General features: G+C 64.8%; 23 protein-coding genes and 1 tRNA gene. 17 read left to right on the top strand and 7 right to left on the bottom strand.

Going from position 1 to position 24,979, the window contains the following annotated elements; genetic code table 11:
* Nucleotides 1-179: 179 nt before the first annotated feature.
* Nucleotides 180-548 (top strand): 50S ribosomal protein L19, encoded by a 369-nt coding sequence (gene rplS, locus ABXS05_RS07375; RefSeq protein ID WP_068291206.1) that lies wholly within the window; start codon nt 180-182, stop codon nt 546-548.
* Between the two features lie 132 nt (nt 549-680).
* On the opposite strand, the gene ABXS05_RS07380 is transcribed toward rplS, so the two are convergent.
* Together ABXS05_RS07380 and ABXS05_RS07385 are read right to left on the bottom strand one after the other, a co-directional pair.
* On the bottom strand, nt 681-2,513 hold the full coding sequence (locus ABXS05_RS07380; RefSeq protein WP_367623438.1) for an extracellular solute-binding protein: 1,833 nt from the start codon (nt 2,511-2,513) through the stop codon (nt 681-683).
* 161 nt (nt 2,514-2,674) lie between these two features.
* Nucleotides 2,675-4,555, bottom strand: coding sequence for an extracellular solute-binding protein (locus tag ABXS05_RS07385; protein ID WP_437178644.1), 1,881 nt, complete (start codon nt 4,553-4,555; stop codon nt 2,675-2,677).
* 478 nt (nt 4,556-5,033) lie between these two features.
* Here ABXS05_RS07385 and ABXS05_RS07390 point away from each other — a divergent pair, with 478 nt between their 5' ends.
* From ABXS05_RS07390 to ABXS05_RS07445, 12 genes are all read left to right on the top strand, one after another.
* Complete coding sequence (locus ABXS05_RS07390; RefSeq protein WP_367623440.1) at nt 5,034-5,411, top strand: VOC family protein; 378 nt, start codon at nt 5,034-5,036, stop codon at nt 5,409-5,411.
* 164 nt (nt 5,412-5,575) lie between these two features.
* Nucleotides 5,576-5,660, top strand: a tRNA-Leu gene (locus ABXS05_RS07395).
* Nucleotides 5,661-5,800: 140 nt separating this feature from the next.
* Nucleotides 5,801-6,577 (top strand): DUF429 domain-containing protein, encoded by a 777-nt coding sequence (locus ABXS05_RS07400; protein WP_367623441.1) that lies wholly within the window; start codon nt 5,801-5,803, stop codon nt 6,575-6,577.
* Nucleotides 6,578-6,613: 36 nt separating this feature from the next.
* Nucleotides 6,614-7,330, top strand: a complete 717-nt coding sequence (locus ABXS05_RS07405) for an SDR family NAD(P)-dependent oxidoreductase (protein WP_367623442.1) — start codon at nt 6,614-6,616, stop codon at nt 7,328-7,330.
* 185 nt (nt 7,331-7,515) lie between these two features.
* Nucleotides 7,516-8,700, top strand: coding sequence for an alpha/beta fold hydrolase (locus ABXS05_RS07410; RefSeq protein WP_367623443.1), 1,185 nt, complete (start codon nt 7,516-7,518; stop codon nt 8,698-8,700).
* A gap of 314 nt (nt 8,701-9,014) precedes the next feature.
* A complete protein-coding gene (locus tag ABXS05_RS07415; RefSeq protein ID WP_367623444.1) occupies nt 9,015-9,707 on the top strand; it encodes a helix-turn-helix domain-containing protein in 693 nt (230 codons plus the stop codon).
* A 4-nt stretch (nt 9,708-9,711) separates the two neighbouring features.
* Nucleotides 9,712-10,821: an extracellular solute-binding protein gene (locus tag ABXS05_RS07420; RefSeq protein WP_367623445.1), complete on the top strand. Its 1,110-nt coding sequence runs from the start codon at nt 9,712-9,714 to the stop codon at nt 10,819-10,821.
* Between the two features lie 376 nt (nt 10,822-11,197).
* Nucleotides 11,198-12,052, top strand: coding sequence for an ABC transporter permease (locus ABXS05_RS07425; RefSeq protein WP_367623887.1), 855 nt, complete (start codon nt 11,198-11,200; stop codon nt 12,050-12,052).
* Entirely contained in the window at nt 12,049-12,837 is a 789-nt protein-coding gene (locus tag ABXS05_RS07430) for an ABC transporter permease (protein WP_311934230.1), read from the top strand. Before ABXS05_RS07425 ends, ABXS05_RS07430 begins: the two co-directional genes overlap by 4 nt.
* A 1-nt stretch (nt 12,838) precedes the next feature.
* Nucleotides 12,839-13,984, top strand: coding sequence for an ABC transporter ATP-binding protein (locus tag ABXS05_RS07435; protein WP_367623446.1), 1,146 nt, complete (start codon nt 12,839-12,841; stop codon nt 13,982-13,984).
* A 104-nt stretch (nt 13,985-14,088) separates the two neighbouring features.
* On the top strand, nt 14,089-15,474 hold the full coding sequence (locus ABXS05_RS07440) for an NAD(P)/FAD-dependent oxidoreductase (protein ID WP_367623447.1): 1,386 nt from the start codon (nt 14,089-14,091) through the stop codon (nt 15,472-15,474).
* Nucleotides 15,475-15,520: 46 nt separating this feature from the next.
* Nucleotides 15,521-15,880 (top strand): cupin domain-containing protein, encoded by a 360-nt coding sequence (locus ABXS05_RS07445; RefSeq protein WP_311933955.1) that lies wholly within the window; start codon nt 15,521-15,523, stop codon nt 15,878-15,880.
* Here ABXS05_RS07445 and ABXS05_RS07450 read toward each other — a convergent pair.
* On the bottom strand, nt 15,865-16,704 hold the full coding sequence (locus tag ABXS05_RS07450) for a YihY/virulence factor BrkB family protein (RefSeq protein ID WP_311933957.1): 840 nt from the start codon (nt 16,702-16,704) through the stop codon (nt 15,865-15,867). The genes ABXS05_RS07445 and ABXS05_RS07450 overlap by 16 nt on opposite strands.
* A 321-nt stretch (nt 16,705-17,025) precedes the next feature.
* On the opposite strand from ABXS05_RS07450, the gene ABXS05_RS07455 reads away from it, so the two are divergent.
* On the top strand, nt 17,026-17,739 hold the full coding sequence (locus ABXS05_RS07455; protein WP_311933958.1) for a DUF1223 domain-containing protein: 714 nt from the start codon (nt 17,026-17,028) through the stop codon (nt 17,737-17,739).
* Nucleotides 17,740-17,920: 181 nt separating this feature from the next.
* Nucleotides 17,921-18,853, top strand: coding sequence for a threonine/serine dehydratase (locus ABXS05_RS07460; RefSeq protein WP_311933959.1), 933 nt, complete (start codon nt 17,921-17,923; stop codon nt 18,851-18,853).
* 5 nt (nt 18,854-18,858) lie between these two features.
* Here ABXS05_RS07460 and ABXS05_RS07465 read toward each other — a convergent pair whose 3' ends face one another.
* The gene (locus tag ABXS05_RS07465; protein WP_367623448.1) at nt 18,859-19,512 is read right to left on the bottom strand and encodes a glutathione S-transferase family protein; all 654 of its coding nucleotides are present in this window, start codon (nt 19,510-19,512) and stop codon (nt 18,859-18,861) included.
* A gap of 27 nt (nt 19,513-19,539) precedes the next feature.
* Nucleotides 19,540-20,112, bottom strand: a complete 573-nt coding sequence (locus ABXS05_RS07470) for a dihydrofolate reductase family protein (RefSeq protein ID WP_367623449.1) — start codon at nt 20,110-20,112, stop codon at nt 19,540-19,542.
* Between the two features lie 304 nt (nt 20,113-20,416).
* Here ABXS05_RS07470 and ABXS05_RS07475 point away from each other — a divergent pair, with 304 nt between their 5' ends.
* Nucleotides 20,417-20,932, top strand: a complete 516-nt coding sequence (locus tag ABXS05_RS07475; protein ID WP_311933962.1) for a winged helix-turn-helix transcriptional regulator — start codon at nt 20,417-20,419, stop codon at nt 20,930-20,932.
* On the opposite strand, the gene ABXS05_RS07480 is transcribed toward ABXS05_RS07475, so the two are convergent.
* Together ABXS05_RS07480 and ABXS05_RS07485 are read right to left on the bottom strand one after the other, a co-directional pair.
* Entirely contained in the window at nt 20,922-22,301 is a 1,380-nt protein-coding gene (locus ABXS05_RS07480; RefSeq protein WP_367623450.1) for a sulfatase family protein, read from the bottom strand. The genes ABXS05_RS07475 and ABXS05_RS07480 overlap by 11 nt on opposite strands.
* Nucleotides 22,302-22,558: 257 nt before the next feature.
* Nucleotides 22,559-23,461 (bottom strand): LysR family transcriptional regulator, encoded by a 903-nt coding sequence (locus tag ABXS05_RS07485; protein WP_311933964.1) that lies wholly within the window; start codon nt 23,459-23,461, stop codon nt 22,559-22,561.
* 152 nt (nt 23,462-23,613) lie between these two features.
* Here ABXS05_RS07485 and ABXS05_RS07490 point away from each other — a divergent pair, with 152 nt between their 5' ends.
* A complete protein-coding gene (locus ABXS05_RS07490) occupies nt 23,614-24,975 on the top strand; it encodes an ABC transporter substrate-binding protein (RefSeq protein WP_367623451.1) in 1,362 nt (453 codons plus the stop codon).
* Nucleotides 24,976-24,979: the final 4 nt, after the last annotated feature.

A 24,979-nucleotide genomic window follows, 5' to 3' on the forward strand; every position in this document is an offset into this window, starting at 1 on the left:
CCTCGTCACTCTCAATGCCATCGTGCGAGATCAGACCCCCTTCAAGGCATGACACTCGCTCAACTACAGTTGCCGGAGCGTGCGAATTCGGTGGACTCGCCTTCCGTAATGGCGTATTGGCACGCCTCCACTTCAAGTAAGAGCAAGATGCGTCCTTCGGGTACGCGCGGAGATCGAACATGAACCTGATTCAGACTATCGAGCAGGAAGAAATTGCCCGCCTTTCGGCCGGCAAGGACATTCCCGAATTTCAGCCCGGCGACACGGTCATCGTGAACGTCAAGGTGAAGGAAGGCGAGCGCACCCGCGTTCAGGCCTATGAAGGCGTCTGCATCGCCCGCGACGGCGGCGGCCTGCAGGAGAGCTTCACCGTCCGCAAGATTTCCTACGGCGAAGGTGTCGAGCGCGTGTTCCCGCTCTACTCGCCGATGATCGATTCCATCAAGCTGGTCCGCCGCGGCAAGGTCCGTCGCGCCAAGCTCTATTACCTGCGCGATCGCCGCGGCAAGTCTGCCCGCATCGCCGAGCGCGTCGACTACAAGAAGTAAGTCCGACGCTTCTGACGGATTTCGACGCCGGCCCGGCAACGGGCCGGCGTTTTGCGTTTCCCCGGGACCGCCGGCTTCCAGCCGGCTCTGGGAATCAAGAAGAGCCGGCTGGAAGCCGGCGGTCCCTGGAAACTACGTCTTCTTGGCCCACCACAGATCGGGAATGCCGCGGTCGTAGATCACGCCCGGGTCGCCATGCTCGAACTCGTCCCAATAGGCCAGCCAGTGGTTCGGGCGGTTGTACATCGGCACCCAGTAATAGCCCGCGCGCAGCACGCGGTCGAAGGCGCGGCACGCCGCGACGAGCGCGACCCGGCTGTCGGCGGCGGCGATGGCGTCGATCAGGGCATCGAGCACTGGATCGACGATGCCGGAGATATTGCTCGAGCCCGGCACGGCGGCCGTCCGGCTGGAAAAAGGCCCGCGCATGTCTTCGCCCGGGGTCAGGCCGTAAGTGGCACGGCGAGAGATGATGTCATAGTCGAACGCATCGGTGCGGCGCTGATATTGCGAGGAGTCGACGGCGCGGAAACTCGCCGCGATGCCGAGCCGCCCCAGGCTCTGGATGAACGGGGCCGTGATCTTGTAGAGGAAATCGCTCTCCTCCAGGAATTCGATGGTGAAGGCCTCGCCCTTGGCATTCTTGAGGACGCGGTTGTCGAGGCTCCAGCCGGCCTCCTTGAGGAGCCCCAGCGCCATGCGCAGATTGGCGCGGTCGAAGCCGCTGCCATCCGAGACCGGCGGCAGCAGGGCTTCGCCGAAGACGGCATCGGGCACCTTGCCGCGATAGGGCTCCAGCAGAGCGAGTTCGTCCGGCCCGGGCCTGCCCTCGGCCTTCAGCGGCGAATTCTCGAAGATCGAGGCCGTGCGCTGGTAGGACGAGTACATCACATTCCGGTTCACCCATTCGAAATCGAAGACGAAACCGAGGGCCTGGCGCACGCGGGGATCGGAAAACTTGGCGCGACGCGTGTTGAAATACCAACCCTGGGCGCCCGAAGGCGTGTGGTCGGGCACCGTCTCGCGCTTGATGCGGCCGTCGCGCACGGGCGGGATGTCGTAGCCCTTGGCCCAGTTCTCGGAGCTCGTCTCCTCGCGGAAGCGATAATTGCCGGCGCCGAAGGCGATGAAGGACACTGAGGGATCGCGGTAATAGTACCAGGTCAGGCGGTCGAAATTGTTGGTGCCGACCTGGGCGGGCAAGCTCTCTCCCCACCAATTCGCCACGCGCTCATAGCTGATCGCTTCGCCCACATCGACCTTGCCCACCTTGTAGGGCCCGCTGCCGAGCGGGGCTTCCAACGTCGATTTGGTGAAATCGCGGCTCGACCACCAGGCCTTCGAGAAGATCGGCAGGCCGGCGACGATCAGGGGCAGCGAGCGCCCGCGCCCGGGCAGCAGCGTGACGCGCACCAGGTCGGGGGCCTCCGCCACCGCCTCCTTGAAGAAGCGCAGCGGCTCGGTGATGAAGGGATGCCCCTTCTCCTTCAATGTGTTGAACGACCAGGCGCAGTCCTCCGCCGTCAGCGCCGAGCCGTCATGGAAGCTGAGGCCGGGGCGCAGGCGGAAGCGATAGGTCTGCCTGTCGGCTGAGACGGCCACCGATTGGGCGGCGTAGCCATACACCGCATCCGGCTCGTCCACGGCCCGCGCCATCAGCGTGGCGAAGGTGGCGTCCATCCCCACCGCGCCCGTGCCCTTGAGGACGTAGATGTGCAGGCTGTCGAAAGAGTTGAAGGACTGGTTGTAGCCGGTCTGGTAGACCAGCTGCGAGAAGGCGCCGCCCTTGGGCGCGTCGGCGCGCACATAGTCGAATTTCTTGAAGTCGGGCCCATATTTCAGGTCGCCGAAGGTCGACAGGCCATGGCTCTCGACCTCCTGCCCCCAGGCGCCCGCCGGCAGCAGCGCACAGGCTGCGCCGAAGAAGCCGGTCTTCAGAAGCGTGCGGCGGTCGAGTTCGGCCATGGGCGGGATCCTTATGGGTGTCGTCATCCCGGACGCGCTGCAGCACACAGTGGTGCGGCGCAGATCCGGGATCGCAAGACGAAAAGCGCTCCTTTACCCGGAGCGCGGTCCCGCGTCAGCGAAGCAGCATTGCATGCTGCATCGCGCGCGGGATGACTAGGCTATTTGGCCGCCCCGGTCTTGGCGGCCAGGGCCGGGTCATACCACCAGACGGTGGGGAAACCGCCGGTCGGGCTCTGCGTGGGCAGCACGGCCGGCTGGCCGAAGCGGTTCCAGCGCAAAGTGTGCCATACATCGTTGTACCACATCGGCACCACATAGTTTCCGGCGAGCAGCACCCGGTCCAGCGCCTTGGTGGCGGCGACCAGTTCGGCCCGATCCTTGGCATAGACGATGCGTTCGGCCAGCGCATCCACGGCGGGATCCTTGATGCCGATGATGTTGCGCGAGGTCGGCTTGTCGGCGGCGACAGAGCCCCAATAATCCCGTTGCTCATTGCCGGGCGACTGGGTCTGGCCCACGCCGAACAGGATCATGTCGAAATCGCGATTGTTCTCGCGCTGGTTGAACTGCGTGTCGTCGACCACCCGCACCGAGGCCTCGATGCCGATACGCTTGAGATTTTCGACATAGGGCAAGGCGACCCTGGTGAAGGTATCGCTGGAGAGCAGGATCTCCACCTTCATCACCTCGCCAGTCTTCACATTGGTGAGCTTGCGGTCCTTGAACTCCCACCCGGCCTCCTTCAGGAGGCCGATGGCTGCGCGGATATTGGCGCGCTGGACCTCGTCGCTGCCATTGACCGGATTGGCATAGGGCATGGTGAACACCTCCGGCGGCACCTTGTCCTTGACCGTTTCGAGGATGTCGCGCTCCTGGCCCTCAGGCAGCCCGCTGGAGGAGAGTTCGTCGAGCCCGGCGAAATAGGAGCCGATGCGCTTGTATTGGTTGAAGAAGATCGTGCGGTTCAACGTCTCGAAATCGAAGACCAGGTTGAAGGCCTTGCGCACCCTGACATCCTGGAATTTCGGCCGCCTGAGATTGAAGGCGAAGGCCTGCATGCGGCCGACGGTGTTGGACGGGAAGTCCTGCTTGACGATACGCCCTTCCGTCACCGCCGGGATGTTGTAGAGCGTCATCCAGTTGGCAATGATATTCTCCAGGCGGAAGTCGTAGGAATCGCTCTTGAACAGTTCCGGAAGCTGCTGGGTGTTGGTGTAGTAGTCGTAGCGGATCTCGTCGAAATTATAGTGGCCCTTGGCGGTGGGCAGGTCGGCGCCCCACCAGTCCTTGACTCGCTCATAGACGGCCCCGCGCCCGGCCTCGAAGCTCTTGAGGCGATAGGGGCCGGAACCGAGCGGCGGCTCGAGCGTGGTGTTGGCGACGTTGCGCGGCTTGCCGTCGGGCCCATTGGCCAGCCACCAATGCTTGGGCATGACATAGAGCTGGCCGAGGATCTGCGGCAGCTCGCGATTGCCCTTGGTGGAGAAGGTGAAGGTCACCTGATCGGGCGCGCTGACCTCGGCCTTGGTGACGTCGTGATAATATTGCGCGGTCTGCAGATTGTTGGCCTTCTGCACCTCGAAGGACCACACCACGTCTTCCGGCGTCAGCTTGGTGCCGTCGTTCCAGCGCGCCTTGGGATTGATGCGGAAGGTCACCGAGGAGATATCGTAGGGAAAGCGCACGGCATCGGCGATCTCGCCATATTCGGTGGAAGCCTCGTCCTGCGCCGAGGTCATCAGGTTCTGATAGACATTGGTGACACCGGCCTCGATGTTGCCCTTCACCGAGACACCGTTGATCGCCATCAGCGCGATGTTGAAATTGTCGAAGGTGCCACTGATCGCCAGCCGCACCTGGCCGCCCTTGGGCGCATCCGGATTGACGTAGTCGAAATGGTCGAACGCCTCCTTGTGTTTGGGCTCGCCCAGCAGGGAGATGCCGATCCGCCAGGGTGGTGTCGCGCCCGCCGCCGCGCCGGCGGAGGCTTCGGCCGGCTTGGCCGCCTCCTCCGCCAGGACCTGCTGCGAGGCGAACATCGCCAGTGTCACGAAAGCGGCGAAGGCAGCCGAAGCGAGCGGGGAACGGACGAGGCGCATGGGATCTCCGTTGGTTTCCCTTGCCATCGGCAGGGAGGCGGGCCTGGGGCGGCCGGGACTTGCGGGCACGGCCTGCAGGCGCCGCTGGCGGGCAGCGGCGGCAAACCATCGAGGATAGGAGCCAATGCGGCGGAAATGCAGCTGATTCGGCAAGATGACATCGTGTTCACCTTGCAGGGCATTCGCCGCTTTGATCCACGCCCGCCATCGCAAGGATGCACCGAGCTCACGGAGCGAGACTAGCCACGCTCGTGGCTGAACATGCCTTGCCCCCGCAACAATCTGCCAGGAAAGCACGTGCCAACACGCTCGGCCGGGCTTATCCTTGTGACCGCATCTCGCATGGCATGGCATGGCGGCGCCCTCGGCGCGGGCCGATGCAGCGGGACTGCAAGAGGCGCGATCCGGAGGCACCGCCATGCTGGGAGCAAAGCTCGCCGTCGCCACTTTGCCTGTGCGCGACCTCGCCACGGCCCGACGCTTCTACGAGGACCTGGTGGGGCTGGAGATCGCCTTCGAGCACGCCGGCAGCGCCATCGCCTACAAGGCCGGCCCCTCGATCGTGCTCGTCTACGCCTCCGCCAATGCCGGCACCAACCACGCCACCGCCGTGACCTGGGTGGTAGGCGACGACATGATCAGCCTGGTCGAAACACTCAAGGCCAAGGGCGTCGCCTTCGAGCATTACGAGATCCCCGGCACCACGCTGGACGGCGACATCCACCGCACCGGCGACCTCGAACTCGCCTGGTTCCGCGACCCTGACGGCAACATCCACGGCCTGGCGAGCGGGTGAACCCCGGGTGCGCGGGCGTCTCGCCCGTTCTTCTCTGCCAGCACGCGCGGCGCTCCCAAGAACGGGCGGGACGCCCGTGCACCCGAAGAAAGTCTCTTCTCTCCAACACGCCCGCAATCGCGGATTGACGCCGCCTCATCCCTCGCTATAGTGCCGGCCGCGTTGCCCCTATGGCGGAACTGGTAGACGCGTCCGACTCAAAATCGGATTCCGCAAGGAGTGCTGGTTCGATTCCGGCTAGGGGCACCAACTCGTTTTTCCTGCCATTGCGGCTTCCCGAAGCGCCTTCCCCTCGCTAGTTTCGCGAGCGGAATGGAGGCGACATGCTCACCGGCGAATTGAACGCCAAATCCGTCACGGGTCCCAACCCTAATGCGGCGGCTTGATTGATGAACGCCGGCGATGTGAACCTGCTCGGGATCGACGTCGGGTTTTCCAAGTCCCGCCCCACGACGGGCATTGCCTGGAGTGTAGAGGGCTCGATTGGCGCGACAAAAACCCATACCGAGTGGGAACGGCGCAAACAGCATCTGCCACCGGCCGCGGGCTTTTCCGTCATTGCAATCGATGGGCCATTGGCGCCTATGGGATCGCCGGAATCACTTGTCCGCACTTGCGAGCGGCTGTTAGCGCGCGGCTTGTTCCAGAAGCGCTGCAAACCCGGCGCAAGCCATTTCGGCACGGGTCTCCAACTCAAGCGCGCAGCCCATGAAACTGCAAATCAGATCCGGCATCTGGCCGCCGCCCCCTTGTTTGCGAATGCCGTGTTTCCTGATGTGGCGATTGTAGAAGCCTTTCCCAATGCCTTCCTGGGCGTGCTCCTGTCGGATCAGATCTTTGCTGCAAACCAGATTCCGCGCGGCAAGAAATTCGATTGGATGTATGAGAAGGCCATCGAGACTCGGGCTTTTATCAGGTTGATGAGTGCAATCGGTTGGGGCACGCCCGATCTGTTGCAACGCGTTGAAGCCGAGCGAGACCATGAGAAACGCGCCGCCTATATCTGCTTGATGACGGCAGCCTGTGCCACGACCGGAGAGGCTGAAATCGTCGGTGACGGGACGAGCGGATGGATATGGTTGCCGCCTGCGCAGGTCTGGGCTCCCTGGGCGCGCGAGGCACTCGAACAAAATCGCATTGCCCTTCCCTCCCGCTCCCACCCGTGACACTCTCCCGGTCCAGCCAACCAGGGAGTTCTCGCCATGTCCTCGTCCCCCGCCATCATCGTCACCGGCGCCGCCGGCAATCTCGGGGCCGCGGTGGTGCGCGAGCTTGCCAGAGGCAGCGCTCCGCTGGTCCTGATGGAGCGCTCGGCCGAGAAGCTCGAGGCGCTGGTCGCCTCGCTGCCGGCGGGGGTCGAGGTGCTGTCGATCGCCGGGACGGACATGACCTCGCAGGAGGCCTGCGAGGCGGCGGTCGCGCGGGCAATCGCTAAGTTCGGGGCGGTCGGCGGGCTGGCCAACACGGTGGGCGGTTTCGCGATGGCGCCGGTCGCCAAGGCGCTTGCGCAATGGGATGCCATGCTTACCGGCAATGCCCGCACGGCGCTCGCCATCAGCGCCGCAGTGCTGCCGGCGATGCAGGCCGCGCGCCAGGGCCGCATCGTGCATGTGGCGGCGCTGGCCGGGCAGAAAGCCTCGGCTGGGATGGCCGCCTATGCCGCCTCCAAGGCGGCGCTGCTGCGGCTCACCGAGGCGATCGCTGAGGAATATCGCAAGGACGGCATCACCGCCAATTGCGTGCTGCCCGGCGTGATCGACACGCCGCCGAACCGCGCCGCCATGCCCAAGGCCGATACCAGCACCTGGGTAGCGCCGGAAGCGATCGCGCGGTTGATCGCCTTCCTGCTTTCGGCAGAAGGTGGCGTAGTGACGGGCGGGGCGATTCCGGCCACGGGCGTGCCGGCGGTTTCGGCGTGAGGCCGTAGATCTGCTGCCTGGGAGCGAGCACGTCTCCGGCCGCTCTTGGAAACGCCCAGCGTACGGAAAGGAAGAGCGGACAGGATGTCCGCGCTCCCAGGAGCCGCCGGATGTCGCCTCAGGGCAATTGCCCGGCAATCTTCCGGCGCTATAGTTGCGCAAAATCCTGCCGGAGGAAGAAGCGCATGCCGACCCCTTTCATCCGTCTCGCCAAGACAGCCCTGCTCGCGCTACCCTTGGCCCTCGGCCTCGCTGCGGGGGCCACGCCGGCGACAGCAAAGGGCTGCGAGGACCTGGCGGCCGGGCGCTGCAAGGTGAAGCTGCCCGGCGGCATCACCATGGCCTATGTCGAGACCGGGCCGAAGGACGGGCCGGCGGTACTGCTCATCCATGGCCTCACCGACAATATCCGCTCCTGGTCGACGACGATGGCGGCGCTGCACAAGCGCGACCCCGGCCTGCATATCCTCGCCATGGATCTGCGCGGCCACGGCCAGACCTCGATGCCGCCCCGGGCGGCCTGTTCGCCCGCACCGGAAAAATGCTTCCGGACCAGCGATTTCGCTGGCGACATCGTCGCCTTCATGAAGGCCAAGAAGATCGCCAAGGCGACGCTGGCCGGCCATTCGCTCGGCAGTTTCGTCACCCAGGAAGTCGCCCTGGAGCACCCCGAACTGGTCGAGCGCGCCGTGCTGGTGGCGAGCTCCACCAAGGGCGTCGACAATGTCGCCCTGCGCGACTACGTGCTGAAGGAGCCGGTGGAAGGCTCCTGGAAGAAGGCGCTGGAGGCCAAGGGCTGGAAATATCCCGCCGGCTTCTACATGCTCACCCCGCTGAAGGCCGATCCCAAGGCCGAGGACTGGATCGCCAAGAACTGGGTGGTCGACCCGGCTGCCGATCCCGCCTTCCTCAAGCCCTATGTGCCGGAGACCGCCAATGTGCGGCTCGGCACCTGGATCGGCGCCAGCAAGGCGCTGCTCGCCACCGACAACACCGAGCGGCTGAAGAGCCTTTCCGTACCCGTGCTGGTGCTCTGGGCGACGCAGGACAGCATCTTCCTGGAGGCCGACCAGACCTGGCTGAAGCAGTCCCTCTCCGAGGCAGCCAAGACCAAGGGCATCCCTGCCTTCTGGAAGCGCTACGGCGTGATTCCCCTGCCGGCTTCCGGGGCGCAGGTCAGCGATATCGGCCATAACGTGCAATGGGGTGCGCCGGACGCCGTCGCCGCCGACATCGAGGCCTTCATCAAGACCGGCGCGCCCACCAGCGATCTCCTGCACAGCGACAAGCCGCCGGCGCTCGACCACATCGTCACCGAGCCCGGTAAGGCGGAAGTTATCAAGCTCGGCCAGCCGGCCACGGCGAATTGAGGGCAGAGACCGCCAGGTTCGGCGACAAGGGTAACGGGTCCGGGCCGGTCTGGAGAGACTGACGCAATAATCGCAAAGAGGCCGGGAAAAGCTCAATTTTGTCATGCCCGGGCCTGTCCCGGGCATCCAGCTACCGCTGTTCGTTGAGGCTGCGGCCCTGGATTGCCGGGACAAGCCCGGCAATGACAAAAGTCGAGTCCCAACGATTTTCGGCCACACCGGGCCACCGGGGTCGCGGATCCAAGTTCACTTTATGGCTTGTTAAGTACGGCAATTCACTTTATGACTTGTTAAGTGAACTTGCCGAGGCCCTGATGAAGCGTGCCGACGATCACACTGCCGACAGCGGCGCCGCACCCAATCTGGAGGCGCGGCGTTCCAGCATTTTGGGCCAGCGCGTCAAGGCCTTCCGCACCGCGCGCCGGCTGACCCTGCGCGAGCTCGGCGATCTCACCGGCACCACGGCCAGCTTCCTCTCCCAGCTCGAACGCGGGCTTTCCGGCGCCAACACCTCCACGCTGATGGGGATCGCCAACGCCCTCGGCATCAATGTCGCCGACCTCTTCGACGAGGGCGAGGCCCTGCCGCACAAGGTCGTCTCCCGCTCCGAGCGCCCGGCCTTGCCGGCCAGCGGCGGCTGCCACAAGACCTTGCTGTCCCGGCGCCCGCTTCGCGACCTCGAAGTCTATTCCGGCGAGTTCGACGTCGGCGGCTCCACGGGCGACCAGCCCTATACCCATGGCAATTCCCACGAAATGTTCCTGGTGCTGCGCGGACGCCTGCAGCTGACGCTCGGCCAGGAGAGCTTCATCCTCGAGGCGGGTGACAGCATCGAATATTCGTCCTCGACGCCGCACAAGACGGTGAACATCGGCGACACCCCGGCCGAGGTGGTGTGGATCATTTCCCCCCCGACCAGCGGCGCCGCCGATCTCGACCAATATGTGATCCGGAATTCGCTCGCATCCGGATCGCCCGAACAAACAAGCGAGTCTTCAGAGGGATAACGGGATGACAACTGCAACGGCATTTGCCAAAAGATCTTGCGCAAAAGCATTTTGTGCCGGCCTGGCCGGCGCTGCCTTCGCCCTGCTGGCGGCCTCGTCGGCCCTGGCCCAGAACGCACCGCCCGCCGGCACCATCACCGAGGGCTCGCTGAAGGACAAGACGCTGACCTTCGTCTCCTATGGCGGTATCTATCAGGACGGCCAGAACGCCGCGCTGAAGGAATTCGCCGACAAGTCCGGCGTCAAGCTCCTGAACGACGGCCCGACCGAACTCGCCAAGCTCCAGGCCCAGATCGAATCGGGCAATGTCACCTGGGACGTCGTCGATACCGGCGACCTCGCGCCCTTCGCCTATTGCGGCAAATATTTCCAGAAGCTCGACTTCACCAAGATCGACATCTCGCACATTCCGCCCGGCCAGGTCGGCCCCTGCAGCGTGCCGGCCATGAATTACGGCATCGTGCTGATGTACAAGACCGACAAGTTCAAGGACCATCCGCCCAAGAACTGGAAGGACTTCTTCGACACCAAGAACTTCCCGGGTACGCGCGGCATCGACGGCAGCGGTGACCCGCCGGTCGGCCTGCTCGAACAGGCGCTGCTGGCCGACGGCCATCCGGTGGACAAGATGACGCCGGCGGACATCGACACGGCCATCGCCAGGATCAAGGCCCTCGGCCCCGACACCGTGTTCTGGAAGACCGGCGCCGAATCCCAACAGCTCGCCGAATCCGGCGAGATCGACATGCTGCTGATGTGGACCGGCCGCGCCATGACCGCCGTCAAGAACGGTGCCAAATACACGCCCGTCTGGCAGGACTGGCTGGTGGTCAAGGACCAGCTCACCATTCCGGTCGGCGTCAAGGATCCCGCCGCCGCCCATGCGCTGATCAACGCCTATCTCGGCAAGAGCGCGCAGGAGGCCCTGACCCAGAAGACCTCCTACTCTCCGGTCAACAACGAGTCCAAGCCGCAGGTCGACGCCCAGGTGCAGGCCTTCCTCACCAACACCCCCGAGCGTGTCAAGCAGGGCTATGGCTTCAACACGGCCTTCTGGACCGAGAACTTCGAGGCCCTGAACGAGAAATGGGGCTCCCTGCTGGCGGGCAATTGAGGCGGAAAGTTCGGCTCGCGCCACGGGCACCGGTAGGCAGTTCGAAGGTTCCACGGGGGCGGCGACGCCCCTCACCCTTACCCTCTCCCCGTAAGAACGGGGCGAGGGGGACTTCGAACAAGCATCCTATGCCGATAGCGCGCCACCTCGCCCGACCGCCGGGGTGAGATGGGAGGTCCGAGGATCAACCGCCACGCCTGTGCTCCCTCGCCCCGTTCTTACGGGGAGAGGGTAAGGGTGACGGGCAGCGCGACCTCGAAGTACAGCGTGAGTCGCTGTGCTTCGGAGGCAAGACTTACTTCCGGTTCCCGTCTGTCCCAACCGCCACCTCGCCAAAACGGAGCTTTTGCGCGTGACTGACACCATGCAATCCTCCATGGCCATTGCACGGCAACGCAGGCTGAGGCCGCTTTCGGCCTATCCGTCGCTGCTGACGGTCCCGGCCGTGCTGCTGCTGATCCTCGCCATGGGCTACCCCCTGCTGACGGTGGTGGTGCGCAGCTTTGCCGAGCCGAGCTTCGGCCTGCAGAACTATGTCTGGTTCTTCTCCACCCCGGCGAACCTCACCGTGCTGGCGCGCACCTTCTCCATCGCCGCCTGGGTCACGCTGGTCTGCGTGATCGCGGCCTATCCCTATGCCTATCTGATGACGGCGGTCGGCCCGAAATGGCGCCTGGTGCTGATCCTGTGCGTGCTGGTGCCCTTCTGGGTCAGCGGCGTGGTGCGCACGCTCGCCTGGGTGGTGCTGCTGCAGGATTCCGGCGTGATCAACACGGCCCTCCAGGCGCTCGGCCTCGATGGCATCAAGCTGATCCGTACCCCGCTCGGCGTCGTCATCGGCATGGCGCAGGTGCTGCTGCCCTTCATGATCCTGCCGCTCTATTCGGTGATGCGCAGCATCGATTTGCGCCTGATCCAGGCGGCACGCAGCCTCGGCGCCAACCCTGTCAGGGCCTTCTGGCAGATCTACCTGCCCCTGTCGCTGCCCGGCGTCTTCGCCGGCGCCATCATCGTCTTCATCCTGTCGCTCGGCTTCTACATCACCCCGGCTCTGCTCGGCGGACCGCGCAGCACCATGCTCTCCACCCTGGTGCAGAACCAGGTGCTGAGCCTGCTGGCCTGGGGCCGCGGCGGTGCCATGGGCGTGATCCTGCTGGTGGCGACCTTCCTGCTGCTCGCCATTGCCGCGCCCCTGATGCGCCAGCGCCACAAGCAGGCCTCGAGGAACTGACGATGAAACCGCTGCGTCTCTTCCTCGCCCTCTTCTGCCTCCTGGTCGCGATCTGGCTGGTGCTGCCGACCCTGGTGATCATCCCGATGTCGTTCAACCAGAACAAGTCGCTGGCCTTCCCGCCATCGGGCTTTTCCTGGCAGTGGTACGAGAACTTCCTCACCAATCCGGACTGGTCGTCGAGCTTCATCAATTCGCTGCGCATCGCCACCATCGTCGCCCTGATCGCCACGCTGATCGGCACGCTCGCCGCCCTCGGCCTCAGCCGCATGAAGCATGCCGGCGGCGGCATCCTGCGCGCCCTGCTGATCACGCCGATGGTGGTGCCGGGCGTGGTGCTGGCGGTCGGGATCTATTCGGTCTACCTCACCTACAAGCTGGTCGGCACGGATCTCGGCTTCGTCATCGCCCACACCATGCTGGCGATCCCCTTCGTGCTGATCGCCGTCTCCGCCAGTCTCGAAATGTTCGACGTCAGGCTCGAAAAGGCGGCGGCCAGCCTTGGTGCCAACCGTTTCACCACCTTCCGCACCATCACGCTGCCGCTGATCGCCCCCGGCATCCTGTCGGGCCTGCTCTTTGCCTTCGTGACCTCGTTCGACGAGATCATCGTCGCGCTGTTCATCACCAATCCCTACCTGAAGACGCTGCCGGTGCAGATCTTCACCTCCATCACCCGCGACGCCGATCCCACGGTCGCCGCGGTGGGAACCATCGTCTTCCTTGCCACGACATTGCTGATCGCCGCCGGCCTCCTCCTCGGCGCGCGTTCGAAGAGGAGCTGAGATGTCCAACGCAGCCGCCATCTCCACCCCTGCCGCATCCGCCTCGGGCGCGGCCGGCGCCGCCATCGACATCCGCAATGCCAGCAAGCATTACGGCTCTTTCACTGCGCTCGACGATGTCAGCCTCCATATCGAGCCGGGTGAGTTCATGACGCTGCTCGGCCCCAGCGGTTCGGGCAAGACGACCACGCTCAACGTGGTGGCCGGGTTTACAGAGCTCTCCAGCGGTGCACTTGCCGTCGGGGGGGAGGACATTGGCGGCCTGCCGGCGCACAAGCGCAATATCGGCGTGGTCTTCCAGCACTATGCCCTGTTCCCGCACATGACGGTCGGCAAGAACGTCGCCTACCCCCTCGCCTTGCGCGGCGTTCCCAAGGGCGAACGCGAGGCGCGCGTCCGCCGCGCCCTCGACATGGTCAAGATGGCCGATTTCGCCCATCGCTATCCGAGCGAACTTTCCGGCGGCCAGCAGCAGCGCGTGGCGCTGGCCCGCGCCATCGTGTTCGACCCGCCGCTCCTCCTGATGGACGAGCCGCTCGGCGCGCTCGACAAGAAGCTGCGCGAATGGCTGCAGCTCGAGATCAAGCGCATCCATCGCGAGCTCGGCACCACCTTCGTCTACGTCACCCACGACCAGGAAGAGGCCCTGGTGCTGTCGGACCGCATCGCCGTGTTCAACCACGGCCGCATCGAGCAGGTCGGCACCGGCCGCGAGCTCTATGACGAGCCGGCCACCTTGTTCGTCGGCAAGTTCATCGGCGAATCCACCACCTTGCGCGGGGCCGTGGAGACCTCCGGCAGCGAGACCTGCCTCACCATCGCCGGGCAGAAAGTGGTTTCGCGGGACAGGCTCGCCGACGGCCGGCAGCCGGTCATGCTGCTGCGGCCTGAGAAACTCTGGCTGGCGCCGGCGGACACCGGTGTGCGCGACGGCCACAACAGCCTGTCCGGCCAGGTGAGCGAGGCGATCTATCTCGGCTCCAGCTCGAAATACCAGGTGGTGCTGGCCGACGGCTCGGTCGCCATCGTGCGCGCCCCGCTGGAAAGCCGGCCCTTCGCCATCGGCGAAGCGGTCGATCTCACCTGGGCGAGCGGCGATGCCAAGCTGCTGGCCGACGACGAGCGTGCCGACCTGACCCTGACCTGAATCGGGGGGCGGGTCTTCAGACCCGCCGCTTTTCTATCTAGCGCCGCGCATCCAGGCTGGTCTGAAGACCAGCCCCCCATACCATTCCTCATGCGAGACCCATCATGGACGTCAAAGTCAACGGCAACATCTCGTTCTGGTACGCCGATATTGGCGGCGTGCCCGGCTATCGCCCGGCGCTGCCGGGCGACCGCAGCGCCGATGTCTGCATCGTCGGCGGCGGCTTCACCGGGCTGTGGACGTCCTATTATCTGAAGCAGGCCAATCCCGGCCTCAACATCGTCGTGGTCGAGAAGGAATTCGCCGGCTTCGGCGCTTCCGGGCGCAATGGCGGCTGGCTCTCGGGGGGCTTTGGCTGGTCGCGCGAGAAATATCTGAAGACCTCCTCGCGCGGTGCGGTCGTCGACATGGAAGCGGCGATGCACGGTTCGGTGAACGAGGTGATCGCCGTCACCGAGCGCGAGGGCATCGACGCCGATGTCCGCCGCAACGACACGCTGACGGTGGCAGTCAACCAGGCCCAGCTCGGCCGCATCCGCCAATCCTACGAGTATGAGAAGGGCTGGAGCGTGCCCGATGCGCGCATCAGCCTGATCGGCCGCGAGGAGATGCGCAAGCGCATCGAGATCCACAATGCCGAGGGCGCCCTGGTTCACCACGACACCGCCCGCGTGCAGCCGGCCAAGCTGGTGCGGGGCCTCGCCGCCGTGGTCGAGCGCCTCGGCGTTTCCATCTACGAGCAGACCGAAGTTGTCAGGATCGAGAAGGGCGCGGTGACCACCAAACGCGGCACCGTGCGCGCGCCGATCATCATCAGGGCGACGGAGGGCTTCACCGCCGGCGTTCCCGGCTTCGAGCGCCTGTGGATCCCGATGAACAGCGCCATCCTGATGACCGAGCCGCTCAGCGAGGAGCAGTGGAGCCGGATCGGCTGGAACGGCTATGAGCTGTTGGGCGACGCCACCCACGGCTATTGCTATGCCCAGCGCACCCGCGAGGGCCGCATCGCCATGGGCGGGCGCGGCGTGCCCTATCGCTACGGCTCGGCCACCGACGTGCGCGGGCAGACGCAGGACCAGACCATCGCGCAGCTCTATGCCATCCTGATGCGCCATCTGCCCCAGACCAAGGGCCTGAAGATGGAGCATGCCTGGTGCGGCGTGCTCGGCGTACCGCGCGACTGGTGCACCACCGTCGGCCTGGATCGCAAGAACGGCATCGGCTGGGCCGGCGGTTATGTCGGCCTGGGCGTCTCGACGTCCAATCTATCCGGCCGTACCCTCGCCGACCTGATCCTGGAGCGCGACACCCCGCTGACCCGCCTACCCTGGGTCAACCGCTCGGTGCGGGAATGGGAGCCGGAGCCCTTCCGCTGGCTCGGCATCCATTCGATGTACCAGCTCTATCACATGGCCGACCGGCGCGAGGCGGCTGGCCTGCAGCAGACCTCGCGCCTCGCCACCTTCGCCAACAAGATCACCGGGCGCTGAGAAGCCCCGGTTCCAGCTCTTTCAACGTGTCTGCATTGGAATGACCATGATCGACAGCAAGACGTTCGCCGATCTCACCACCCTCGATCTCGGCCCCTTCGGCCCCAAGCCGACCACCCTCAGCGAAGGCCAGGTCGAGGCGGCCAAAACCCTGTGGAAGTCGGAGGACGGGCTGATGGAAGTCGGCGTATGGGAATGCACGCCGGGCCGCTTCACCGCCTCGCGCGAGCGCAATTCGGAAACCTGCCATATCGTGTCGGGGCGGGTGTCGCTGCATGACGCCAGTGGCCAGACCCGCGAGGTACGGGCCGGCGAGGCGCTGGTCCTGCCGAAGGGCTGGAAGGGCGAGTGGACCATCCACGAGACCACCCGTAAGCTCTACATCATGCACTACGATGCGGCCTGAATGCGTTTGTGGCGCCGCTCGGCCAGGATGGCGTTGATCTCTGCCCCGAGCAGGAAGGCCAGCGCCACCAGCCACAGGAAGAACAGCGCCGCGAAGACGCTGCCCAGGCCTGCATAGAGCTTGGAGTAGGCGGCAAAGTCGCTGATATAGATGCTGAAGGCGTAGCCGCCGGCGAGCCAAAGCCCCATGGTGATCAGCACACCGGGCCAGATCACGCCGAGCGAGGGGCGACTCGCCACCAGGAACAGGTGTACCAGGATGATGGCGCCGCCGAGCACCGCGGTGGTGATGCCGTAGCGCGCGATCTCGATCAGCGGCTGCAACGGTGCCAGCACCGGCGTGAAGCTGATGGCTGCCTGCCATATCACCGGCCACAGCACCACCAAAAGAGCGAGCGTAACCAGAGCGAGCGAGGCCAGCAGCACGAAGAACAGGCTCTGCAGCCGGCACCACCAGAAGGACCGCGTCTCGACCAGGCCATAGGCCCGGTTGATGCCGACGCGGATAGCCTCGACGCCATTGCTGGCCAGCACCACCGCCACGATGGCGCTGACGGTGAGCAGGCCGGGCCGCGCCGTGCCCAGCACGCGGGTGACCTCGCGGGCGATCGGCTCGGAAACTTCGTGCGGCCAGGTTTCGAACAGCAGGCGCACGATCTCGTTCTGGAGGTCGGCGGTGCCGAGCACGCCGGCCAGGGACGCCACGAAGATCAGGAAGGGAAACATCGCCGTGAGCAGGGACAACGCCATATGGCTCGCCAACGCGTAATCGTCATGCTCGGTGACCCGTTGGGTAAGATCGGAAATGAATTTGTACGCCCGCATGCGGCAACCATGCCATTGCATCGCGGGATTTGCCAGAAAGGGCGGGCCGGCATCCCGCGGAAACGGTGGATGCAACGCCGGGCGAGGCCACGGCAATCTCTCGATATCACACCCTTTCACGAATCGCGGAGGTGCCGCTTTCTCACCACTGTGTTACTCGCCCGTTCATCTTCGATGGGCTATGGCTTGCGGGTGTTTCCCACTGGAGCAAGGCAGCTTTCAACCAGAATATGCCTTGCTCGCCTGCCCTGTTTCAACTTGCCCTTGCGATTGCCGGTGGTTCGGCCGGGTCGCAAGGCGCTTTAGGCCCGGACGAGATCGATGCGGCAAAACCTGGTTGCAGCTCTGTTGTTGCTGGCCGCGAGCGGCCCGGCGATGGCGCAGCCGCGTGCCGTGGTGGAGCTGTTCACCAGCCAGGGCTGCTCGTCCTGCCCGCCGGCGGACAAGATGATGGGCGAGCTCGCCCGCGATCCCAGCGTCATCGCCTTGTCCCTGCCGGTCGACTACTGGGACTATGTCGGCTGGAAGGACACGCTGGCCGACAACACCTTCACGCGCCGCCAGCGCGCCTATTCGGAGGTGCGCGGCGACAGGGCCGTCTATACCCCGCAGATCGTGGTGGACGGCGTGCAGCATGCCGTCGGCTCCAATGGGGAAGAAGTCCGACGGGCCATCGAGATGGCCGCCACCCATCCCAGCGTCCTCAGCGTTCCCGTCGCCATTTCCGGCAAGAACGGCGCCTACAGCATTTCGCTGGGCAAGAGCGCCCACAAGGGCGAAGTCTGGGTGGTTCCCATCGAGACGAGCGCGGAAGTCAAGATCGAGCGCGGCGAGAATACCGGCAAGACGGTGACCTATTCCAACGTGGTGCGCTGCTTCCGCAAGATCGCCGACTATGACGGTAATGCCGCCACGCTGGCGCTGAAACCGGACGTCACCAATGCCCCGGGCGCCGACAGCTTCGCCGTCCTGGTACAGGCCAATGCCGCAGGCCGGCCGGGTGCCATTCTCGGCGCCGCCCTGCGCAAGCCGTGAGGACCGTGGGAGCGTCGACCTCCTGATCGACATCCCTCTCCTGCACACGCGACGTTTCAAGAATGTCGGCCCGGAGGTCGACGCTCCAGCGCAACCCGATCTTGGAACCGGCACGACTTGCGGTTAGGAAGGAGAGATAGGCAGCCTGCCAGCCAGGCCTTCTTTTCCGCCGGAATCCATCATGATTGACCAGAACGATATTCGTGCCGCCTATCAGCGCGTCGCCTCCCATATTCGCCGCACCCCACTTCTCGACACCCAGGCCGGCACCTTCGGCCTCGACCATGGCGTGCAGCTCAAGCTCGAATTCCTGCAGCATGCCGGCTCCTTCAAGCCGCGCGGCGCCTTCAACAACCTGCTGTCGCGCGACGTGCCGGCGGCCGGGGTCGCCGCTGCCTCGGGCGGCAATCACGGCATCGCGGTTGCCCATGCCGCCCGCGCGCTCGGTCACAAGGCCCGCATCTTCGTGCCCGTGATCTCCAGCCCGGCCAAGATCGCAGCGATCCGCGCCCGCGGGGCCGACCTCGACATCGGCGGCGAACGCTATGCCGATGCCCTGGCCGCCTGCGAGCGCTATATTGCGCAGACCGGTGCGCTCTCCGTGCATGCCTTCGACGCCTGGGAGACCATTGCCGGCCAGGGCACGCTCGGGCTGGAATGGGAGGAGCAGGCCGGCGGCGCGCTCGACACCGTGCTGGTCGCCACCGGCGGCGGCGGCCTGATCGCCGGCATCGCGGCCTGGTTCGCCGGCAGGGTCAAGGTCGTCTCGGTGGAGCCGGAAGGCTCGCAATGCCTCAAGGCGGCGCTGGACGCCGGCGGCCCCGTCGATGTCGGCGTGGAGAGCGTGGCGGCGGATTCGCTCGGCGCCCGCAATTGCGGCGCCAAGGTCTATGCCGTCGCCAGCCGCCATGTCGGCGAGGCCGTCACCGTGCCCGACAGCGCCATCGTGGAGGCGCAGAAGCGCGCCTGGGCCGATGCCCGCCTCGCCCTCGAGCCTGGCGGTGCCACCGCCCTGGCGGCCCTGGTCGGCGGCGTCTACCGTCCCAAGCCGGGCGAGCGCGTCGGCGTGCTGGCCTGCGGCGCCAATGTGGATCTGACGACGATCGCGGGTTAAGCGGTTCAATCCCTGTCGGGCGCGCCGAGCGGAAAGAGCTTGCGATAGGGGCGGGCCTCGTCGACGGCGCGCTTGACCGAGGCACGCGCAAGCAGGCGCGAGCGATAGGCCCTCACGGTCGGGAAGGCCTGGCCGATGGGATGCGTCCAGTCGGCATAGAACAGGAACGGTGCCGCCGCGCAATCGGCCATCGAAAAGGCCTCGCCGGCCGCCCAGTGCCGGCCTCGCAGCCGGGTCTCGAGCCAGCCATAGGCGGTTTCGAGCAGGCGCTTGGCCTCCTCCACGCCATAGGGATCGCGATGTTCCGGCGGACGCAGCGCGTTGTAGACCACCCGGCTCTGGGGGGTCGAAACATAATTGTCGAAGAAGCGGTCCATCAGCCTGACTTCGAGTGCCGCGTCGGGATCATCCGGCAACAGCCGCACCGGCCCCGGATGATGGAGCTGCAGATATTCGATGATGATGCTGGTCTCCAGCACCACATGTCCATCATCCTCCAGCAAGGGAAACTTCTTCAGGGGCCAGAGCCTCTCGAGGGCTGCCATGCTGGCGGGATCGGCCAGCATGCGGAACTCGAAGGACAGGTCGTTCTCATAGAGCGCGATCAGCACCTTCTGGCAGTTGGAGGAAAAGGGATGCGCGTGCAGGACCAGGGACATTGTCGTCTCCTTCGATGGCATGGGGCGTCAGCGCGTGCGGCGGTAATGCAGGATCACGGCGCCGGTGTCGAGCGGGCGGTTCTCGATCAGTTCCAGCCCGAGCTGGGGCAGGCCCGGCTCGAACAGGCGCTTGCCGTCCCCGAATATCGTCGGCGTCACCATCAGGCGATATTCGTCGACGAGATCGAGGCTGACGAGGCTGTTGGCCACGCCGGCACCGCCGAAGCAGTAGATGTCCTTGCCCTCGAGGCTCGACTTCAACGCCCCGATCGTGGCGGCGAGATCCGGCCCAGCCAGGGCGGCGTTCCAGCCGGGGTCACCCGACAAAGTGGAGGAGACGACCGTCTTGGGCAGGCGATTCATCACCGCGGCATGGGGAATGCCGGCGGCAGGACTGGCGGGATCGGTTTCGGCCGGGCTCCAGAAGTCCTTGTTGAACAGGAAATTGGTGCGGCCATAGACGAGATGGCCGGCGCGCTCCAGGGCATAGCCGGACCAGTGGGTTTCCAGGTCGCCCGACCACGCCGGCGGGACGAAGCCGTTCGGACCCTCGATATAACCATCCAGACTCGTGAACATCGCCAGGACCAGCTTGGCCATCGTCATTCCTCCCATGCATACCAGTTGCAATAAGCAAGCAGTTGCCTTCTAGCTCAACTGATCCTATTTTGCAAGCGGTATAGCGTTTGTGATTTTGAGGCGGCGCAAGGATACTCCGGCCCATGCGTGGCATTGGCTTGGAAACCACGAGCCGGAGCGGACGAGCCTTGCTCCAGGCTGCCCATCTCGACGAGGGTCATTCGCGGGCCTCATCGAGATGGGTTGCCCCTGTTTGATATCTTGCAGGCCTTTCTCGATCGCGCCCCGCCGGCCGATCAAGAGGGATCTGCCTGGGAGTGCGACGATGAACATGGCCTATCGGTCGGGCTGTCCGATCAACCTGACCCTGGAAATGCTGGGCGACCGCTGGAGCCTGATCGTCATCCGTGACGTGATGTTCGGCAACCGCCGGCACTATCGCGAACTCCTGACCCATTCGGAGGAGAAGATCGCTTCCAACATCCTGGCCGACCGGCTGAAGCGGCTGGTCGAGGTCGGCCTGCTCAGCCGGCGCGACGATCCCAGCCATAAGCAGAAGGCGATCTACAGCCTGACGGAGCCATCCATCCAGCTGGTGCCGCTGCTGGCGCATATGGGTGCCTGGGGCCGCCGATACACGCCGGTCTCGCGCCCCTTGTCTATCCGCGCGCAATTGCTGGAGGAGGGCGGCCCGCCGCTGTGGGAGGCTTTCATGGAAGAATTGCGGGCCTTGCATCTGGGCACGCCTGCGCCCGCTCGCTCGGTCCTGGCCGAATTGCAGGCAGCCTATCTGGCCGTGATGGCGCAGGAGGAAGGCGCAGCCGGCACCCTCAAGGCTTGATCGGATCGACGTCCCGCTCGGGATCGGCAAAGCCGATCAGATCCTGCGGCTTCAGCCTGTACTGGCGGGAATACCGGGCGGGCGCGTCGAGGATTTCGGGCGCATGCCCCTCCTCGACCTCGGCGATCCAGGCAAGCAGGCGGGCTTTCAAATCGTCCGATATGGCGCGGAAAGCCGTCATGCCGACGAGGTTCACCATCTCGTAGGGGTCGTTCTCGAGGTCGTAGAGATAGCTTTCGCGGTAGACATCCGAGCGGGGGGCTTCCTGGTCGTATTCGGAGGTCACGCCATATTTCCAGCGATGCGTGCGCAGCGCCCGCCCGGTCTCCGTCTCGCTGATCTGGATGAGGACGTCCTGCCGCCAGGGCTGCCGGGCGTCGCGGATGACCGGCATGATCGAGCGCCCCTCCATCGTGGCGGGTATGTCGAGGCCGGCGGCATCGAGCAGGGTGGGGGCGACGTCGATGGTGCTGAACAGGGCCCGTACCTGGCCGCCCGACATGAAACCCGGCCCGGTGATCATGCTCGGCACGCGGATCGCGCTCTCATGGCAGGAGCGCTTATATTCGCTGTTGCGCGTCTTGAAATGGCAGGCATGGTCGGAGGTGAACATCACGATGGTATCATCGAGCAGGTCCAGGCTCTTCAGGGCATCGACGAGCCGGCCGAAGGCCTCGTCGAGACGTTTCACCATGCCGTAATAGCCGCTCAGGTGCCAGGCACTGCTCCCTTGCAGGCCGACGAGATCCGGCGGCGTCCACTGGCTGGCGGCCATGGCCTCCCGGTAGCCGTCGGGCGGGGGATAGTCGTCGACGTGGTTCTGGTGATGCGGCTCCAGGAAGGAAACGAACAGGAAGAAGGGCTTGTCCTGGTGCTCGTCGCAATAGCGGATGGCGGCATCGGTCAGCGCGTCGATCCGGTATCCCGGCAGTTTGCGGCGCTTGTCTTCGGTATCGAACAGCACCGCATCATAGGCGTCGGACACGAATTCCAGCAGGTTGGCCGCAAGCCAGTTCTGATAGCCGCCGCGCTCATGCTTGGGCACGGGATCGGTATCGCCCAGATGCCATTTGCCGATATAGCCGGTGTCATAGCCGTTGCGGGCGAATTCCCTGGCGATGGTGACGGCGTCATCGGGCAAGGGAATTCCGTTCCGGAATACGCCGGTCTGCGTGGCAAAGCGCCCTGTCTGCATCGAGGAGCGCGCCGGCCCGCAAAGAGGCTGGCTGGTGAAGGAATTGTAGAGATGCGTCCCTGCCCGGGCGAGCCGGTCGAAATGGGGGGTCAGACCCATCGGATTGCCATGCACACCCGTGGTGTCGTGGCGCTGCTGGTCCGTGAAGAAGACCACGACATTCGGCTTTCTCATCAGGTCTCGCTCCCATCCGCCCACTTTTTGGCTCGCCGTCCTGGCAGGAGGCGAAGGCCGTAGGGATGGTTTAGCGGCTCGGTTCAGGCCCGAAAAATGATATTAACTTACCCCCACCATAACTTGATGGAATATCGCAACGGCCCGAAAGCCGGGAGCGTCTGCGGTTTGGCGGAATCGCCAAGGATCGCAAAGACGCGCCGAACTCATGAGCCAGAGCAAAGCAGCGTTTCCGTTTAAGCGCGCTTTGGTCTGACTCATACCGGCGTTCCCTGCTCGTCCACCAACTGCGAAAGCAGGTCGAGCGAGCGGGCGAGGATCGGAAACTCGCTGGTCGAGCGGCGAAAGCAGGCACCCGAGGGAAAACGCCAGAACGGGTCTTCGAACAGGAGCTTCTTCAGGCCGGCGGCCTTGGCCATAGCCTCGACCTGCACCGGCGCCAGGGTGAAATAGGAGGTCCCGCTGATGATCCGGAAGCTTGCCGCCAGCGTCTCCACTTCCATGACGATCTCGGGCGAGCGCAGCCGCCTGTCGCGGAAATAGGTCTTCAGGCGTTCGACCACGGTGCCGTCGCGCTTGTAGACGATCCAGCGGCGATCGCTGAGGTCGCGGGCGGCGATGCTGTCCGATTGCGCCAGCGGATCGTCGCTGCAGCAATAGACGCACATCTCGACATTGAACAATTGTCGGGTCTCTATGCCCTCCGGCGGTTCGCCGCGCAGGATGCCGAGCAGCAGGTCCACCCGTCCCTCCAGCAGTTGCGGAAAGGTCGTATCGGCCAAGTTGTAGTCGAGGGTGAAGCGCGTCTGCGGGAATTCGAGACTCAGCCTTTTTACGAGGTCCGGGGCGATCGCCATCTGGTAGGACATGCCCGCCGCGATGGTGAACATCTCGACGCTGCCCTTGCCGAGCGCCCGGATCTCCTCGCGGGCGTGCCGATGATGGGTTTCGATCGCCCGCGCGCGTTCGAGCAATTTCCGGCCGGCAACCGTGAGCTCCATGCCGCGCGTGGTGCGATGGAAGATCTGGCTGCCGAATTCGAGTTCCAGCCGGCGAATGGTCTTGGTGAGCGCGGGCTGCGACAGGCCGATCTTTTCGGCTGCCGCCGTGAGATTGCCCTCCCGCGCCACCGCCAGGAAAGCCTTGAGATTGCGGTCCATGCCATTCCCGAAAGTTATGGATAGGTGCACTCAATATCATTTTCCAAGCTCAACGGCAGTACCTATCGTGCAGTCCGAAGCGGGGCCGGTTCCGATCACGGGCAGAGCCTTGCGGCAGGCTCCCGGCGGAGCGCTGACAAGGGAGAACTCCAATGAGCCATCGGCATGCCAAACACGCCATCCTCGCCGTGCTGTGCCTGTCGATGTCAGCCACAAGCGCGGCAAAGGCCGAGGCCCCCTTCGTGGACGTCGGCAAGCAGGCGCCGATCACGGTCCTGATCAATGCCTCGCCCTGGTACAAGGGCTTTGAAAAGGTCGTCGAGCTCTATGAGGACCAGACCGGCAACGTGGTCAATCTCGAGGTGACGCCCTTTGACGGCATGCTCGAAAAAGCCCGATCGGCCGTGCGCAATGGCGGCACCAGCCCGCTCGACCTGGTGAACATGAACGGCCTGTCGGCGGTAGAATTCTATGAAGGCGGCTTCCTGACGCCATTCACGGATATAGACCCCGATTTCAAATGGCCGAAGGAAGTCTATACCTATGGCGACAGCAATTGCTGGGACGCAGGGAAGCGATATCCCGATTGCAGCACGGGCAAGGTGATGGGCTTTTCACCCAACGGCAACGTCCAGCTCTATTATTATCGTAGCGACATCTTCAAGGAGAAGGGCCTCAAGCCGCCGGCGACCTTCGATGAGGTGCTCGCCGACTGCAAGCTGCTGCACAATCCACCGGCCACCTATGGCTATCTGCAGCGCGGCGAGAAGGGCAACGGCATCTTCTATGACTGGATGGCCTATATGCTCAGCTATGGCGCCAAGGCCGAGGCCGATCCTGCCCATGGCGACTACACCGTGACGATCAACAGCCCGCAGGCCAAGGCGGCGCTCGACAAGTTCATCGAGGTGAGCCGGAATTGCGGCCCCGCCAATTACGCGAGCCTGGGCCAGGGCGACGTCATCCAGCTCATGCAGACCGGCAAGGGCATGCAGGGGCATGCCGTGGTCGCGGCCTTCCCGAATTTCGACGATCCCCGAAAATCCGCCGTGGTCGGTCAGATCGATGCGGCCATCCTGCCCAAGGCGAGCGCCGAGGCGGAACCCGGCATCGCCATCGGCAACCTGATCCTGGCGGTGCCCGCCAATGCCTCGGAAGCCGGCAAGAAAGGGGCGGTGGCCTTCGCCAAATGGTTCCTGACCTATGGCGCGCAATATGCCTATGCCGAGGCCGGCGGCATTCCGGTGCGCGGCGACGTGCTCTCCTCCGACCTTAGGAACCGGCCCGAGTTTCGCTGGATGGCAGCCTATCAGGACTCGCTGAAACATGGCCGCCAAGTCTTCTTCTATGCGGAAGGCACCACCATCAGCAACAATGTCGGCCTGCGCATCAACCAGGCCCTGGTCGGGGAGATGAGTTCGGCCGCCGCCCTCAACCAGATCGCCCGGGACATGAAGGCCCTCTTCGAGAAGAACGGCCGCAAGACCGGCATGCTGCCACCCTTGCCGGAATGACGCC

The organism is Labrys neptuniae, from assembly GCF_040797145.1.
Classification (GTDB): domain Bacteria; phylum Pseudomonadota; class Alphaproteobacteria; order Rhizobiales; family Labraceae; genus Labrys; species Labrys neptuniae.